6 protein-coding genes are annotated in these 18,216 nt (G+C 45.9%); all 6 read right to left on the bottom strand.

The window, feature by feature from the left end:
- Positions 1-7 precede the first annotated feature (7 nt).
- The 6 genes from KFE98_12190 to KFE98_12165 all read right to left on the bottom strand — a co-directional run bounded on the left by KFE98_12190 (position 8) and on the right by KFE98_12165 (position 17,948).
- On the bottom strand, positions 8-1,075 hold the full coding sequence (locus KFE98_12190; GenBank protein ID UTW60787.1) for a type IX secretion system membrane protein PorP/SprF: 1,068 nt from the start codon (positions 1,073-1,075) through the stop codon (positions 8-10).
- Positions 1,072-3,378: a gliding motility-associated C-terminal domain-containing protein gene (locus tag KFE98_12185; protein ID UTW60786.1), complete on the bottom strand. Its 2,307-nt coding sequence runs from the start codon at positions 3,376-3,378 to the stop codon at positions 1,072-1,074. Before KFE98_12185 ends, KFE98_12190 begins: the two co-directional genes overlap by 4 nt.
- A 65-nt stretch (positions 3,379-3,443) precedes the next feature.
- On the bottom strand, positions 3,444-5,009 hold the full coding sequence (locus KFE98_12180) for a hypothetical protein (GenBank protein UTW60785.1): 1,566 nt from the start codon (positions 5,007-5,009) through the stop codon (positions 3,444-3,446).
- Positions 5,010-5,095: 86 nt separating this feature from the next.
- Entirely contained in the window at positions 5,096-9,037 is a 3,942-nt protein-coding gene (locus KFE98_12175; GenBank protein ID UTW60784.1) for a T9SS type A sorting domain-containing protein, read from the bottom strand.
- Complete coding sequence (locus KFE98_12170; GenBank protein UTW60783.1) at positions 9,034-11,505, bottom strand: hypothetical protein; 2,472 nt, start codon at positions 11,503-11,505, stop codon at positions 9,034-9,036. The genes KFE98_12175 and KFE98_12170 overlap by 4 nt, the downstream gene beginning before the upstream one ends.
- Positions 11,505-17,948 (bottom strand): T9SS type A sorting domain-containing protein, encoded by a 6,444-nt coding sequence (locus KFE98_12165; GenBank protein ID UTW60782.1) that lies wholly within the window; start codon positions 17,946-17,948, stop codon positions 11,505-11,507. The genes KFE98_12170 and KFE98_12165 overlap by 1 nt, the downstream gene beginning before the upstream one ends.
- Positions 17,949-18,216 lie beyond the last annotated feature (268 nt).

Raw genomic sequence — 18,216 nt, 5'->3', positions numbered from 1 at the left:
CTGGGACTTAGGAGTAAGGTTGTTTTCTATCTCTTGCTCCACCCGGTGCACCTTTCACTTTACCGGCTTTCTTCTTACCACCGCGTTTAGCGCGTTTCACATCCTTGTCTTTCTGCTTGCGGTAATCCCGCACTTGATCGGGTAAGTCGATATTGGTACGGCTTACGTTACCCATTCCATAGATCAACATGATTTCATGGCTTCCGCTGTGGTAAGGGTTCAATTGCGAACCAAACTGCATGGAATAAGCATACCCCACCTGGAAATCTCCAGGGAGCTTGTAATTCGCCAAAAAGTTCATGCTATTCATGGTACGGTAGCTCACTCCTACCCCAATCGTTTCCCGGTATTCAAATAGGGCGTTAAAATCGATTTGCATCGGTGATCCCTGCTGGTACCGAACCATAGCCGATGGCTTAAAGGTAACAATGGGTCCCAGGTCCTTTTTCCACCCCAAGTTCACATACAAGGGCATCTGATTGAGGTCGATGGTGGTTTTGGGAGAGCTTTCTCCGTTGTTTCCTCCTTCTTGATAATTGTACATCAAGCGGGGAATAGATACGCCAGCATAAAAGCGTTTGTTGTAGTAGTACCCACCAAAACCACTGTTAAAGGAAGTTTGGGTTACCGACTGTCCGGCAAAAATTGGATCACCCGCAAAGTCCGTATTGATTTTGGAATAGTCACTTTGAATCAGTTCCAATCCAGGTGAAAGAGCCAAGGAGAAGAAACTACCCTGGTCCAATTTGAATTTGCGGGAATAGATCGCCGAAAACTTGAACACGTTGTGAATACTGATGTTGTCGTTCACCACAAGAATACCCACCATATTGTCATCATTGATCAAGGGTGCATTGGCATTCAGGTAAAACGTAGTTGGAGCGTCCTCATGTCCCCACCATTGGCGTTGGATTAGCATGGCCCCGTTTATGGAATTCTTTAAAGAAATGGCAGCCGGATTTACCAAGGGCGGGTGCAACTGGTATTGTGCACTTACAGGAGTCTGTTGAGCGTGCAACATGCCTACAAGCAGCATAGCCGAAAGGCCCAGTAATATGTGCAAGCCGCGTATCACCTCGATTTCATTTCAATGGTTCCCTTTAGGGGTTCACCACCATTTGTGATCAATACATAATAATAGGTTCCATCCCCTACCCGATCTCCGCCCAACAGGCCGGTATTCGTTTGCCCTTCCCACTCATTTTCGTAAGGACTGGCGGAATAGATCAGGTCTCCCCAGCGATTATAAATATACAATTCGCTGGAAGTAAAGGCTTCAATACCTGGAACAACCCAAGTATCGTTCACCCCATCACCATTTGGCGAGAACCCACCTGGAATGAATTCATAGGGGTTTCCAAACACGTGAAAAATCACATAATTGGAGTCACACAAATTGGGACAGGTAATGTTGCAAATCTTGTATTGAACCGAATCAATTCTTCTAAAATCCGGATCGGGTTTGTAGTAGTACTCGGATTCGAAGCGTGGATCTATGCCAAATTGAGGTTCAAATACCGAAGCGTGAGACGGTTCAATTTTCGTTTCATATATCCCGATCATTGCCACCGTATCAGATGGATAGAGTACCAATGGGTCCCGGGTTACTTCCGTTCCCTTGTGCAGAGTAACGCTATCTTTTTTGGCCGTAATGAATATCCCATTCGACATTCTTACAAAAATGCTGTCTGAATCCTGGCAACCGAAAAAGTCAGTGGCTGTAACGGAATAACCTGTAGCCGTATCCTGCAAAATTCGAATTGACTTGGTGATCTCTCCGGTGCTCCAAATGAAATTACCACCACCAAATACTTCAAGTTCGTGCTCGATGCCTTTACAAGCTTCATCGGCCGAACGTATCTCTACTTGAGGGGCCGGACGAATGGTCACAACCTGAGAATCGATACTGGAGCAATTGTTTACGTTGGTAAATTGGTAGTACAAAGTGGTATCAACAGGAAGTGAATCTGATGGTCCAATAAAATCGGTCGGGTCAAGAATAGAAATCGGGGTGGTTCCATCGAAAGAATACCATCCGCCTGCACTTGGCGTGGGGTCCAAGCCCATACTGTCTCCTAAATGATCCAAATCAATGGTTCCTTCCAACTCACAAATCGGACTGGAGAAAAGGTTGTTGAACCGGAGTTTTTTGAACTCCAAAATTGTAAAGACATTGGTGTCCCTATTGGCACATTTATAGGAATCTTCAAAGTGATACCAAACGTCGTTATCGCCCACTCCATATTGAGCCGGATTGAGACGATCATTTGCCAGAATTCCTAAGGCTGTTTCGTAATACCCACCTGCCGGCGTTCCCTGGTTCAAAGGATTAAGCGTATCATTTTGGCAAATGGTTCCTACACTTCCCATGGATACGATGGGCAACGGTCGCACATCAACTGAGTCAGTGTCGGATGCCGTACACCCTTCAAAATCAGTAAAGCTGTAGATGACTTCGTGTTTTCCGGGAGGGGCCTGAATCGGATAAAAAATATTGGTGTTGTTCGGAATGTAGCTATTCCCCGAATATTGCCAGGATCCGTTAGTCGTAGGCTGGCCATAATTGAGCACCAATTGAGGATCGCTGTCACACACCGTATCGGTAATGTTCAAAGTAACTACCGGAACGGTATCCAAAATCAAAAGTGCTGTGGTCATCCCCATACACCCCTGAGTGGAAATGTTTACATAGGTAATCGTATCGTGTGAATAGGATGCTGGAACCCCGCTAGGGTCATACGACCCGGTACTGTCTGTTATTCCAGATCCGAGGTAGTAACTTTTTTGTCCAGTCGTCGGGCTTCCCGTACCACTGAAAGAAAAGGGCTGCTCATTGCGGCAAATCTTAGCCGGATTCAGTCTTAATTGAACCTGAGGTATAGCATTTACAACCACGTTTACCATCGAATCTGCAACACATCCATTGGTATCGGTGATGGTATAGAGAACGGAAACATTTCCAGGACTTAAGGTATCAGGAAGAAAGATTGAATCATTGCTAATTCCATAACTCGGAACCATAGAATAGCTATAAAAATCAACGGCTCCCAATTGAGATGGCATTACCGTTCCCCAACGAAGTGTATCATCCTCGTCACCTTGGCAATAATCTAACAAATTGGCCGTCAAAATTTGAATCATTGGCAATTCATCCACCCTAAACACGGCAGAGGTATCATTTTGACATCCAGTAGTCGCATCTACATGGGTGTACTTCACTGTATCGTTTCCAACCCCTGCTAAAAATGGATTATACACTGCATTCGGTCCGGTAACAATAACTCCTTTACCCGAAATTAAAGTTCCGGTTTGAAGATTCAATGCAGGAGAAAAAACAACATTCTGAGGAGTATGATCCAGGCAAAAGGTGTCTGGCATCAATTCCATTTTTGGCAAGGTATCAAGGCTTACTTTAAAGGATCTGGATGGTACGGTGCAGCCTTTTACCACATCGGTAAGCTCAAGGTGATATACTCCCCCGAGTCCACATGTAGTTGGGTAGTGGTTGCCCCGGCAATGGCTTTACTATCTTTAAACCATTGGAAGGTAACATTACCAGTTACGCTGGTGGACATTAACCCCGAATCCCCATCACACACATGCAGATCCGAGCCATTCAACCGAAAATCAGTGATCGATAAAGATGTATCCACGTTACAGAATACGGTTGGCCCTTCAACTTGAGCAATAAAAGCATCTTTTTGGAATCCTCGGGAAGAAAAGGCAGGTCTTGTTCCAAACTTGGCGATGCCAAAAAAGTCCCCGCCAAACCATAAAGTATCACCTTCCAATGCAAAGGCTAATGGGGTAAGAACGTCATTACCGGTCTGCATAATTCCACCTTTGGCTCCCAATACCGCACCGGCATTATCCAAAGTTAGCAACCAACCATCTTGTTGTCCTTTGTTGATTACCGTATCCACGGTTCCAAAGTTGACCGTGGTTTCAAATTGGCCCAGAATGTAAATTTTGCTGTTGGTATCAATGGCTACTTTTCGTCCACCTTCATCACTACTTCCTCCAAAATTGGTGGCCCAGGTTACGGTTCCGGCGTTACCCACTTTAATCACAAAAATGTCCTTGCCTCCTTGGGCATTCTCGGTAAAAGATCCTGCGGTATAACTTCCTTCAAAATATCCTGTGGCAACGGATGCTCCAGTAGTATCCACATCGAATCCGTAGGCTACAATATCGTCCTTGGAATGAATGGCGGCCGTGGAATTTACATAGGTAAGGGTATTGGAATACCGAGCTACGAGAAAGTCACTTTGACCTGAAGAATCCGCAAAGAGAGTATCGGTGGAACTGAAAATTACGGTGTCTTTGTAATTAGCTCCTATTACCACCCGATTATTGACCTTGTCGTAACCCAGATCAACGCCTTGCACCGATCCCTTGCTTACAATTCTGATGGCTTGAAGTAGATCGCCCTTAGTACCTCCGGTTCCACTGAACTTGGCTAAAAACAAATCTCCATCTCCTTCGGAATCGTACAAGGTCAGGGTTGGACTCAATACAATAGAATCTTCAAACTCGCCTAATACATAAATATCTCCTGCTGGATCGGTCGTTATTCCGGCTCCTCTACTTACCGAATTATTAATCCCTCCGCTAGCCGAAGGAAACATCCAGCCAACGGATGGAGTGCTACCACCTTGATTGATTTCGGTTAGAAAAAAACTTCCCTGCCCAAACTGAGCGCTTAAAATGGTCAAGTTTCCATCCAACTGTCCGGTGATGTAGTAGGAATTGGAGACCGGATTAAACTCCACATCGGTGAGCCTATCATCGCCACCTGAAGATCGAAATCGAAAAGGTGTTGTCCAATTCTGATTTCTATCCCGATCTAAAAACTGAACCATGATATCGGCCCCACCGAGAGCAGAAAAGGAAACTCCTGGAATCGAGTTTGTAAATATACCTCCAGCCATGATGTTCTTATCCGGATCGGCGTCCATAGCGGTTATCTCTTCAGCACCGCTGGAAAAAGACACAGCAGTATCCTCCACCCAGATAATTTTCTGCGCCTGAAGTAGCCCGACACAACACAGCAAAAAGCTTATGAGTATTGATTGTTTAATGCTCAAAACCGCTTTCAAGGATTTATACTTACTCTCTCTGTTTTAACATTCCCATTACTCACCACCTGTAAGTAATAGACACCGGCACTAATATCGTATAATTTTATGGAAATGTCCCGTGGATGGGCGAAGCCGTCCATCTGTTGTTGGTGATGAATTTTTCCATGCTGATCAAACAATCTGATAGTCATAGGTTCCCGGTTTGAACCTGAAAAGCGCAGAGTGAATTCACCTTGATTAGGATTTGGCCATACCTTCATTCCCCATTGAGCCGAGTATTCGGTCAAGCCGGTTGTAGGTCCCTTTCCAAAATTGAAACTGTAGTTGGACAAAATCATCGGGAAGCTGGTATCACACTGGCTCAAAGGATCGGCTGAAACGAAATAATAATGATAGGTTTCGTCTTCTTTTGCCGGAGCTCCATAGTCGGTGTAAGTCGGGAAAGTGGTTCCTATACTATCCAGCAATTCTAATCCACGGGAAGTGGTATAGCGGTAAAGGAAGTATTTCGGAACCTGAATTCCGGTGTAATTACTCCAACTCAGTTGAACCCCATTTCCAGAAATACGCTCACCGGACAAGAGAATGGAACCATGAACCTGCTCACCCGAACTTTCTTCGGAACAAGCATCTTCAGCAGTTACCCGGTAATTTCCTTTCAAGGTTTGATTGAGTAAAGTAGAATCTCTAAACATCGGTTTTTGTCCCGCCAATACCGTTCCCAATTCAAAGTATTTGCCTTGAATTCCAGATTCACGGTAGATTCTATACAATTGATCTCCGCTTCGCCCTGTAGTATCCCAAATGACCACATTCTGTCCGATTAAGGTATCATTGGTCACCAGGCAAATACTCACCGCAGAAGGAGCTTCTTGTTCAATCTCAAAGGTGGTTATCCGGGTACAACCTGTTGTATCGCTAATGGTGACGGTGTAATTACCTGTAGCTAATTGATGAATGGAAACGGTGGTATCACCGGAAGACCAATCATAGCGATAGGCCGTATCCAAAGGAGTGGTAAAAATAGCACCCGTGTCTGTTCCACACCAGGTATGAAATAGACTATCTACGCGAACCTCCGGTTGAGTGGTTGTAGAAAGGTTAAAATCAACCGTGTCTTTACATTGATTGGTATCGGAAAGAGCCAGTGAATAGGTTCCAGGGTCTAGGTTTTTAAGGGTATCTCCCACCGGCCCATGAAGCCAATTGTAGGTGTAGACGGCCCCTACTTTTTCAGGGCTTACGATAATAGATCCGCTGGCAGAATCACACAGAGGCTCAGTCAATATGGACTCTATAGATATAGGACTACCTTCTGTAATTTCATACGTTCTTACCGCAATACAACCTTTCTCATCAGATACGGTCAAATCATATTTTCCCGCTGGAAGGCCAATCAACGAATCCGTTTTGAATCCATTGGACCAATTATAACTTAAGTCTCCGGTACCACCGGTAGCAGAAACTTTTAACCATCCCATTTCATCACCATAACAGGTGTTGTTTTGAATGGAATCCAAACTCACGGAAGGACCATTTCGGTTGGAAATGTTAACCGTGGCGTATTCTGTACATTGATTCTTGTCTACAACGGTAACCTGGTAGGTGCCCGCAAACAAATTCCGATTGATGCTATTGCGGTCCCCATCCGACCAGAAGTAAGAATAGGGAGATGCACCCCCGCTGGCACTAATCACCCCCGAGCCATTCGCTTGACCACAGTCTGCTGGCAGTCCGGTAGTAAATACCTGATAGCGATCGAAAACGGTCACCTGAATGCTAGCTGAAGACTTACAGTTATATCCGTTAACCGTTTCCACATCATAAGTAGTCGAAGTCCCTGGTGTTACCTGAATAGAGGAGCCAAATTGTCCTGTGTTCCAGGAATAACTCAATCCACCACTTGCATTCAACTGCACGGATTCACCCACACAAATCGACGGATCTGGGGTCGTTCGCAAATCTGGGACGGGACGAATAAAAATGGTATCCAATGATTGTACTATGCAATTGTTGCTATCGGTAAACGTGTATTGGTAAAAGTAAGTTCCGGTATCCAGAAGATTGGGAACGAAGCTGGTTCCAAAAATGGAGACTCCGCTAAAGGTTCCACCCTTTGGACTCGCATAAGGCTCAAGATCGATCGATGGATCGCCTTTACACAAATCCGGTACTGGGGTGGTTACAATTTTTTGAAGGGTGTCAATAGAGATGGCTTCCCAAACCGAATCCTTACATCCGAAGGCATCCGTATAGGTGTAATAAAGTGTGTCTTTTAGAGAATGAACCGAATCAGGGACAAACATGCCCGAGAAAATCCCAGTAGACGCTCGGTAATTTCCCCCTGGAGGAAATCCTCCTTGAAGAGGCTGAGGGCCTGCGTTCTCACAAAAGCTCGTATCAAAGCTGAGAGATACTGCAGGAAGGGCATTCACGGTAATGAATTGACTTTGACTTCCGCTGCATCCTTTGGAATCGACGAAGGTGTAGGTGATGATGGAAGAGCCTACCGCTGAAGGTGCAAATCGACTGGTAGCTTGATCCACATTGTTGCCCGAAAACACACCTCCCAATGGTGCCCCGAAGGTATCCAAAGCCAAGGTGTCGTTACCAATACATTGCAGAGGCAAAGACTTTAACAAAACGACAGGGAGCGTATCCACATGAATGATCGTAGAATCCTGTGCTTTACATCCATTAAAATCGGTAAAGCTATAGATGATGGTATCAGGCTGACCTGGCGTAACCAACTGAGGGTTGAAGAAACTTCCCGATACTCCCGGACCACTATAGATTCCCGAACCACCAGACTTCGGCGACCCTTGGGTCAATTGGAAACTAAAAGCATTGGCACAGGTGTCCGGAATTTGGGATAAGGTAACAACCGGAACGGTGTCCACCTGAATCAACTGGGCCATTGTATCTCGGCAACCGGAAACGGTATCAATTCCTATAAATCGAATTGAGTGAGGGCCTATTCCCGCCACAACCGGATCGAAGGTTGAAGAATTGTTGAGTATTCCGGTTCCTACAAAATAGGAACTATCTCCGTTGGTCGTGGCACCGGTTAATACTCGGGCTCCGGCATTCAAACATATAGGAGCTGGTGAGGCGAAAGAAACAATAGGCAACGAGTTTACCCGGTAAGAAGTGACTGCTGATTCAGAACATCCATTGGGCGCTTGGTAGGTGTATTGAATGGTCTTATTTCCGACTCCAGCAATGGTAGGATTGAAAATGGTATTACTCACCATTCCAGGTCCCTGGTAAAAACCGCCAGAAGGATTCCCACTGGTCAAGGTTAAATAACCTTCATTCAAACAAAAGGTATCGGGCAATACACTAACCACTGGAATGGTTTTAATCTCAATGATTCCGGTATCCGCATGTTGGCAATTGTTGGTATCGGTGTAAGTATAGATCAGGTCGTTGTTCCCCAATCGGGCACTGGTGGGGTCAAAGGAGTTTCCTGTAATACCACTATCGGCGGCGTAAACCCCACCTGCCGGAGTGGCAAAGCTCAAAGGAATCAATCCATCGTTCTGACACCAGCTTTGGTAAGCCGGTGGAATATTAACCTTCACTATTGGTAAATCATGCACAGTAACCACCTGACTGGCCGTATCGCGGCAACCAAATGAATTGGTGAATATGTATTCAACGGTTCCAGATCCAACTCCGGCTGCTCTTGGGTCAAAAACAGAGGAATCCTTAATTCCATACCCTTCGTACTTAAAGCCAGGTGTATGAAAACTTCCCTGGCTCAAGGTATCCAAGGGGTAGTTTAGGCAGTAATCCGGAATGAGTCCCAAAGTAACGTGGGTTACCGAATCCACCCGAAAGGTCTCCGTAATACTGTTGTCACATCCGGTGCTTGAATCAAGGTAGTAATATTGAATGCTGTGGTTGTTGGATAAACCAGCCGTTTTTGGATGGAACTCTCCTAAGCTATTCACGCCAGATCCAGAATAGGTACCCCAGAAGGAGTTGCTCCGGTCAACTTAAAAGCTCCATTGTTAAAACACAAACTATCAGGAAAAGCAAAAGTCAAGGATGGGCGATTGTGAACGGTAATGGAATCTTTATCCGAGTTGGAACAGCCATTGGCATCGGTAAAGGTGTAAACAATTTCGTGGGTTCCGGCTCCGGCCGTATCGGGGTTGAATACCGAGTTACTGACGGTTAATCCAATTCCGGAAAACACACCACCTACCGGAGAATTACCAGAAAGAAATACGGAATCACTTTCTACGCATTGATCCTTGATGGTATCTGGCAATTCAAAAAGAACGGTCGGAATACCATAAATAGAATAGGAAGCGGAAATGGTATCAGAACAAGTAGTTGATGCGTCTGTATAGGCATAACTCAAGGAATTCAATCCTACTGCCGGAATAGATGGGTCCAGAGAATCCCCTGAAATTAAACCCACACCAGAATAAGTTCCACCTGAAGGCGATGCTGTTAAGGTGACAGGATCGGCATTGGAACAAATATTCGAAATAGCGAACTGAAGCGATGGAATAGAATCTACTGAAACGGTTCGAACAGATTTACTAATACATGAATTACTATCCGTTAACTGGTAGTTCAAATCGTAAGAACCATATCCGATGGAGGGATCAAACCAACTTCCGGATTGAACCGATGGTCCGGTATAAACTCCCGTGAGATTGGCTGGAATTCCGGTAGCCTCACCAATTAATTGCAAGGGTAAATTCTCGCACCAGCTCTGGGTCGAAAAGCTCAATGCTACTGTATCGTGAATCACGAGGGTATTAAAAGCCGTATCGGAGCATCCAATAGATGCATCAGTATAGGTATAAGCAATTTGGTAGGTACCTGGAGTATTTTGGGTCGGGTCCACATATCCGGTGTCATTCACCCAAATCAAGGTGGAGAAAAAATGACCTCCTTTAGGACTGTTCTCGGTAAGGGTATCAACTTCACCATTAACACACAAATCCGGAAGGTTTGACAAACTCACCACCGGCGGATCGTTAATGATCACCGATGTATCGATAAAGTTGGTACACTGAAAACCATCGGTGTAAGTATATCTTATTGGCAGGGTTCCAGCTTGCGTGGGCCAAAGGGTATCATTGGCCACCATAGAACTACTGCTGGAATAGCTTCCGCCGGCAGGACTTCCCCCACTCAATGCAAGGGGAGGATTATTGGTACACTGATCGGGAATGGCTGCAGTAAAGCTCATGGTAGGCAGAGCCAAAACTTCCAGCTCAAAGGTGTCTACCTGAAAACATCCATTTTGATCGGTTACGGTTAAGTAGTAAGGTCCGGCCGCGGTCAATTGAATAAAAGGGGAACTAATCGAATCCTTAGACCACAGGTAACTGTAGTTGGAAACAACCGTTGCACTCAAGGAGTATTGATCGCCATCACAAATGGTATCCTTGGCCTTGATGTAGCTCTTAGGTAAGGTATCATGACCCAAGGTTAGCGTATCGCGTACCACGCAATCATTAGAATCGGTTACCATGACAGAATGGTCGCCTTTGGCGGAAACGTAGGTAGAGGAAAGCGTGCTTCCATCCGACCATAAATAGGTCTTAATAAATCCTGTTGGAGCTTGAAGCTGCAAGGAATCGTAAGGACAAATGTTGGTATCGTTACCTAAATCCAAAGCTGGTAGTGAGAATACCACCACTTCGACGGTATCATTGCTTTTACATCCGTTGGAATCAGTACCAATAACTACGTAATCTTGAGTGACAGATGGGCTGAAGTTTATTCCATTATTCACTTGTTGAGTCCAAATGTAGGATTGGGCTCCGCTGGCCGTTAATCGGGTACTGTCTTTATTACAAATGGAGTCATCGCTGATCGCCACAGACAAGGTCGGCAAATCATACTTGTGGATGAAAATCGAATCTTGAGTCGGACATCCTGAAACGTCCTGTCCGGTTAGGTAATACCAATTATCCTGAGTAACTGTAAAGGCCACGCCATTGGATATTCCCCCGCTCCAGGAAAGAGAGGTTGCACCAGCTCCTGTAAGCGTTACTTCATCACCATCGCACACGGCTGTGTCACTAAAGGTAATCAAGAGAGAGGGTTTACTTCCCAAAGTAAGATTGAAGGTAGCCGAGTCTAAACAACTCAAAGCTGTATCCGTGATCACCACCTTGTAGGAACCGACGTCGGATGCCTTGTAATTGAAGAGTGTGTCGTTGGTGAGAACTGTTCCATTTTTATACCATTGATAGGTATAGTTACCGGTATTTGCTGTGAGCGTAACGGTGTCTCCTTCGCAAATAAAACCCTTGGATGGAATTATTCCCGGTGAAAAGGAGCAGGTAGGTAAAGGAGCGGAAAGCCATCCATTTTCAGCCTGTAGACTTCCTCCTAACCCAAGAAGAATTACGCTCCATAAAATTGCTATTTGCCTGAATCCTCTCTTCATCACTTCTGCACCTGAATCTTGCGAACTTTTAATTCTCCATCGGTTTTCACTCTAAGCTGATACACTCCTACAGCCACACCTGTAAGGTCAACTGGTTCGCGGAATGCTCCGGATACATTGTTCCAACTACGCTCAAATACCATTCGGCCCCGGCTGTCCATGATCTCAATGCTGACATCTTCAGATCGCAGGGTGGTAAACTCGATAAAGAAAGCCCCGTTTGTAGGGTTCGGATAGATTCTGAACTCCTGAAGTAATTCCACTTCAGGGGTAAAAATGTTGAAGGAGCCGAAATCGGCAGAGAAGTTGGAATAGGTGTATCCATCAAAAGGATCGTTGTCGCATCCGTTTAACAAGGCTGCACGAACAAAGTATCTGATAGAAGTTTCCTCAAAGTTTTCGCGGGTAATCTCGTAAGTCTTAATCGGCCAGGCAACGGTTCCAATCTGCTGCGTACCTCCACCTGGAGTCACTCGATAAATCTCATAATCGCCAACTGGTGCCCCTACATAGTGAGACCATTCCAGGGAAATTTTTCCTTGCTGATCGATGGTTCCATTCAAATACATGGAGCGGTGAACCTGACCTGCTTCTGACAACTGACCACAGCTATCTTCTACTTGTAAGGCGTAGGTGTATGACTTCGCTGCGAAGGAAGACGACGAATCAACCAACATGGTAGTTGTAGAGTTTTCGGTACTCAGTAAGTAAAGATCTTTAGTGGCTAATCCTTCGGTCAAAACGCGTACATTTTCGTATTTGCTCAGGTCATTCCACAATACCGTTACATATCCGCTCGCTGTGTCGTAAGTGACCATACAAATCTCGGGCGCAACCGGATCGATCATTTCTACCTCGTAAGTTCTTACCGCCTTACAACCAGAAGTGTCTGTTGCTGTCACTTCGTATTGTCCAGCCGCCAATTGGGTAATAAGTTCTGTTGTATCTCCATTGGTCCAGGTCAGCGATTGTAGCGTATCGGTACCAATCACAATTTCAATCTCTCCATCCTGAGCTTTACATTCCGTTGGCAAGATTCGGATCAGATCAATGTTTGGTGCTCCTGAATCGCTTAGGGCAACCTGGATGCTGTCTTCGCAATTGTTAGCATCGATTACCGTAACCGTGTAAATTCCGGCCGCCGCATTTTTCAAGCTATCAACCGTGCTTCCGCCCGTCCAGTTGTAGTTAAAGCCACCTGCTCCACCACCTGCAGTAGCCACGGCAAGACCGTTGCTTGATCCACACGAAGGATCTCTGGTCAAGGTCTGAATAGATATTGGATCAGGCTCCCCTAATAGATAGGTTTCGAATAGTTGACAGCCATCTTCATCAATCACCGAAACGATGTGCTTACCAGCGGTCAGTCCGCTAACGTCTTCGGTAGTTTCTCCATTCGACCAAGCGATGTTGGATGCCGATCCATTGATTGTAATGTTGATGCTTCCATCATTCGATCCATGACAAAGTGGGTCTACAATCTGATCAAGTGTAATGGTTGTGTTTGACTTGTCTTTGATAATAATCGTGGCATCTTCTGTACAGGAGTTGTCATCCGTAACGGTCACTTGATAGATACCGGCAGGCAATCCGCTGGTATTGGTCGTGGTGCTACCATTGGTCCAGAAGTAGTTGTAAGGTGGCAACCCTCCATTTACGGAAACGGTAGCCGCTCCATTGTTGTCACCACAATCGGCATCCTGAGCTGATGTAACGAGCACCATGGATGGATTAACGATTACTTCCACTGTTTTCTCAGAAGAACAATTGTTGGAATCTGTTCCCATCACCTGGTATTGCGTGGTTTGAGCTGGCCCAACAGTAATGGTATCCGAACTAACGCCGTTGCTCCAGGAATATACCGAACGAGCTCCTAAACCGGTAGCTCCAAGGGTTACACGCTGACCTTTACAGATCGAGATGTCTGGGCTTACCGCGAAAACCGGGTTCGCCACAATAGTCAAGGTGTCTTCGGCCAAATTGCTACACCAGTTGGAGTCGGTGTAAGTGTATTGAATGATGTGCTGTCCTACTCCAGCAGTCACTGTATACATTTTATCCTGGAATATTCCACTACCGTTATAGCTTCCGCCTGCGGGCAATCCTTCGTTCAACTCCACGGTATTCTCATCGATACAGGCTACCGGATCAGCCATATTGAGCGTAACTTCCGGAAGCGGTAATACCGTGATGGAATCAGAAAGGGTATCGGTACATCCAAATTGATCGGTGTACTGGTAGAATACTTTGTGTTTTCCTTCTCCAAACTGACCAGCATCAAAATAGTTGGTCGAATCAGGATCAATGACGGTTCCAGTGGAATCTAAGTATAGACCACCACCTGGCAATCCGAAGGATAATTGAGCACGATCGTTCAAGCAGAATTCTGGTGCAGCCTGCATCAACATAGTCGGTTTAGGACGGACTGAAATATTGCGACTTGCACTATCCACACAAGCAAAAGCATGCGTGGTATCGTAGTAGTGGAATTTGATCAGGTGGGTCCCAATTCCAGCGGAATCTACCACAAATACCGAATCGTTAACTACACCGGTTCCCGAGTACATTCCATAACCCAAACCTCCGGTAACAGAATCCAGATCAAGGTTCAGAATCGAGTCACTGGCACAAAGCGTTCTTGGAGAAGTTAAGATTACTTCAGGAGCTTCTTTAATGCGAACATCTCTGGAAACGGTATCCGAACAATTGTTCTGATCGGTGAACATGTAGTTCAAGGTAACCACTCCAGGGGTGGCAAACTGAGGGTAGAATGTGTTACCCAACAAAGCACTGGATGAACTGAAGTAAGTTCCGGTTCCACCAGAATTTGGTCTGCCTTGGGTTAAGATTACACCACCCGTGTTGTTACAGAACAGGTCAAATCCAAGGTCTCCAAGTGCATCAGTAGAGAAAATGGTGTCAAACGCAACCGATGGTTTATCATGAATGGTAAAGAGCTGGCTCGACGAATCCGCACAACCTTTGTTGTCTTCGAAACGGTAAGTCACCTGATAGTTACCGGTTGGATACAGTCCGATGTGGAAGGTATCTCTCTGTCCGTAGGTCGTGTCTTTAGGTCCGGTAAAGGAATATTCTTCGGAAGCATTACCATTCAGGCTAAAGGCCGAACCTTGATTCAATATCAGGTAACCATCGTTGGTACATACGGATGCCAAACTGGACAAGGAAGCCACTGGATTTGGATTGACTCGGTAGTAAACCGTAGCGGTATCGCTACAAGAATTTGAATCAACATGGATGTATTGAAGTTGATGCATTCCCGTTCCAGCCAATACCGGATCAAAAATGCTATCGGTCACCCCGTTACCCAAGTAGAAGGCTGATCCACCCGCAGCAGTTTGAGTAGATCCAAAGCGTAAAGTGTCGATACCATCTCCAGAACAAGCCTCAGCAATAATGCTCGGTGTTGAAGGAAGTACAACGGGCTTAGCATAAACCTCAATCGTTGAGGATGCGCTATCCACACAATTGGAATTTGGATCCGTGTAGGTATAGGTAATTGTATGGGTCCCGGCAGTTGCAACCGCAGGATCAAATACCCCGCTCGATACTCCAGGTCCACTGTAGCTTCCTCCTGCTCCTACCGGAGTACCACCTGATAGGTTAAAGGAAATTCCATTGGAGCAAACCGCATTCTGAGCCGAAAGGGTCACAATAGGTAGCGGCTTCACGAGGAGTGCAAAAGAAGTGTCGTTGATACAGCCATTGTCTTCGTAGAAGAACTGGATATTATGGGTTCCAGCCCCGGCTGAATCCGGACGGAATTTAGCGCTATCAATAACACCACTTCCAAGGTACCATCCCTGACCGGTTCCGGATTTTCCATCCACCTGATCGAGGGTATAATCCAATTCAGAAATACAGAATTCATGGGTAGCTGTCGCATTCCAATTGAAGTGTGGAATGTCTTTAACGGTCACCAAATTGGTGTCTTCAGCAGTACAGCCGTTGTTGTTGGTATAGGTATAGAAAATGGTATCTGTGCCTACCGTAACCGTATCTGGGAAGAAGGTTCCGCTAAATACTCCGTCTCCATAATAAGATCCTCCTGATGGAGCACCACCGCTCAAAATCGAAGCTGACTCGTTTTGACAGAAAGTATCTTGAGGAAGACTCAAACTAACCACTGGAAGTGGATTAACCACCTGCATTTGGTTTGCGCTATCCACACAACCGTTACCATCGGTATAGGTGTAGTTAATCGTATAGTTACCCGAACCAACCGAGGCCGCATCAAATTGTCCTGAAGTCACTCCGTTTCCGTTGAAGCTACCTCCTACTGGATTACCTCCGGTTAAACCAAAGGATGGCTCATCTGCACAAACCGGACTCAAGGTCGTCATGGAAACGACTGGTAAAGTATCTACGTGAATGATGGAATCGACCGAAGAAGTACAACCGTTGTTATCCGTAAAGGTGTATCTCACGGCATGGTCACCCGGCTGAGCAACCAAGGTATTAAAGGTATCTGCGGTAATGGCATTACCAGAATAGATTCCATTTCCTGCCGAGGCTGGGAATCCAAATCCAATTTTCACATCCCCTACCGATACACAGTGATCTCCAAGAGACTGCGTAAATCCAACGACGGGCAAAGTGTCAACCACTTGAGTTGCCGTAATCGAATCGATACAGCCAAATACATTCTCGCTTACATAAGTCAAGGTATGAGAACCTGTGCCCGCATCTTTTGGATAGAATTTCAAGCTATCGCCTTGAACACCGGCACCACGGTAATATCCACCAAATGGCAATCCTTGATTCAAGGAGAAGGTGTCTACATCCACACAAACTGCAGGTGGTGTGCTAAAGGTTACGACTGGTTTAGGACGAACAGTAATGGACTGAACGGTATCAGCCTCACATCCATTGCCATCGGTATATTGGTAATTGATTTGGAAACTTCCTACCCCTGCTACAGCCGGATCGAATGTAGTACCGGATACTGCAGCAGAGCCGCTATAAACTCCACCTGCAGGCGTAATCTTGTTTAAGCTAACCGAGTTACCATTTACACATACATCGGCTAAGGTGTCGGTTACCAAAATTGGCAATGCGTTTACGGTAAGCGTAGTCGTAGCCGAATCCGAACATTGGTTTGTATCGGTATAAGTATAATTCAAGGTATGGGTTCCTACTCCGGAAACCGCTGGGAAGAATTGTCCGGTAGCCACTCCAGTACCTGAGTATACTCCGGTTCCGGCTACACCTGTTGCCGGTGTTCCTTGAGATAATGTCATTGGAACCGTATCCAAACAGATGTCAGCCATGGATGCAAAGGCAACCGTTGGAGCTGAGTTCACTTCTACAATTTTGCTAGTTGTATCCTTACATCCGTTGGCATCGGTGTATTCGTAGTAAATCGTGTCGTTAGCAGCTACAGTGGATGGCGTATAGAGGCTATCTCCGGTAACTTGTGTTCCCCAGTAGATTCCTGACTTAGGAAGACCTTGATTCAAGGTAAAGGCAGGCGTATTGTTACAGATAAAGTCAATGTTGCTGAGGGAAGCTACTGGATTGGCATTGACCAACAAGGTATCCCGTGCCACAGCGGTACACACTCTCAAGGTGCGGGTATAGCTAATGACGTATTGCCCTGGAGAAACCAGCTGAGGATTGAAGTTGGTACCACTCACTCCCGATCCGGCGAATACACCACTGCTGTTAGGACCTCCTGAAAGCGTGATTTGAGCATCGCGATTACAGAACACGTCTTTGCTGAGCGTAAAGGTTGCGTCCAGGGTATCTAAAGCGGTTAAGGTTGTCATGGCTGTATCGAAACATCCATTGGCATCAGTTACAGTCACTTGATAAGCTCCTGGCAATAGCGACGATGCCTTAGCTGTATTTTGAAGGTGGTTATCGTTCCACAGGTAGGTGTATGTTCCTGTTCCACCATTTGCAGTTACCGTGGCCGAGCCAATAGTATCGGTGGCACAAAGTGGATCTACGGTTTGCGTTATCGATACACTCAGCGCCTGAACTGGCTCGCTAAGGGTATGTGAAATACTGTCTTTACATCCGTTAGAATCGGTTACCACCAATTGATAGGCTCCTACAGGTAGATCAATCGCCCGATTATCGGTTTGATTCTGGTAATCATTCCACAAATAAGTGTGCGTTCCGGTACCGCCGGTAGATTGTACCTGGATCAATCCGGTGCTGTCTCCTTTACAGAGAATGTCTTTGGTCGTGGTTACATTGAGTGCAATGTTCGTAGCAGGTTGAGTAACGGTGTAAACGGTATCACGACTACAGTTGTTGGCATCGGTAATGGTTACCTGGAAGGTTCCCGCAGGAAGGCCATAGGCTTCCAGATTTCCGGTACTTCTACTCTGAACTCCAGCTCCCCAGCTAAAGTTATATCCAGGTAATCCGCGCTGACCAGCCAGGGTAATCGTGGCGGTAGAATCCCCCGACACAACACGTTGAAAACAGAATCCTGGAATTCCGGAACCTGCAAGGTGTCGATAAGGATGACATCGCTGTTCACACAACCATTGCCATCCAAAATGGTCACTTCATAAGTTCCTGAATCGGTCACAACAATCTGATCAGATGTTGATCCATTGTTCCAGGTGTAGAGTCCTTTGTTGCTTCCAGGACCGATGGTTATGCTTTCGTTCGAACAGAAATTGGTATCTACTCCCAAGTCAGCATCGGGTAAGGAATCAATCCGAACACTAAACA

Source organism: bacterium SCSIO 12741 (genome assembly GCA_024398055.1).
Taxonomy (GTDB): domain Bacteria; phylum Bacteroidota; class Bacteroidia; order Flavobacteriales_G; family Salibacteraceae; genus SCSIO-12741.
The sequence above is the reverse complement of the archived record's forward strand: the minus strand, read 5'-3'. Positions and strand labels throughout refer to the sequence as shown.

Coding starts and splice junctions, on each gene's coding strand:
- KFE98_12185 (UTW60786.1), bottom strand. CDS start 3,378: ATGCCAGACACCTTTTGCCTGGATCATACTCCTCAGAATGTTGTTTTT.
- KFE98_12170 (UTW60783.1), bottom strand. CDS start 11,505: ATGAAGAGAGGATTCAGGCAAATAGCAATTTTATGGAGCGTAATTCTT.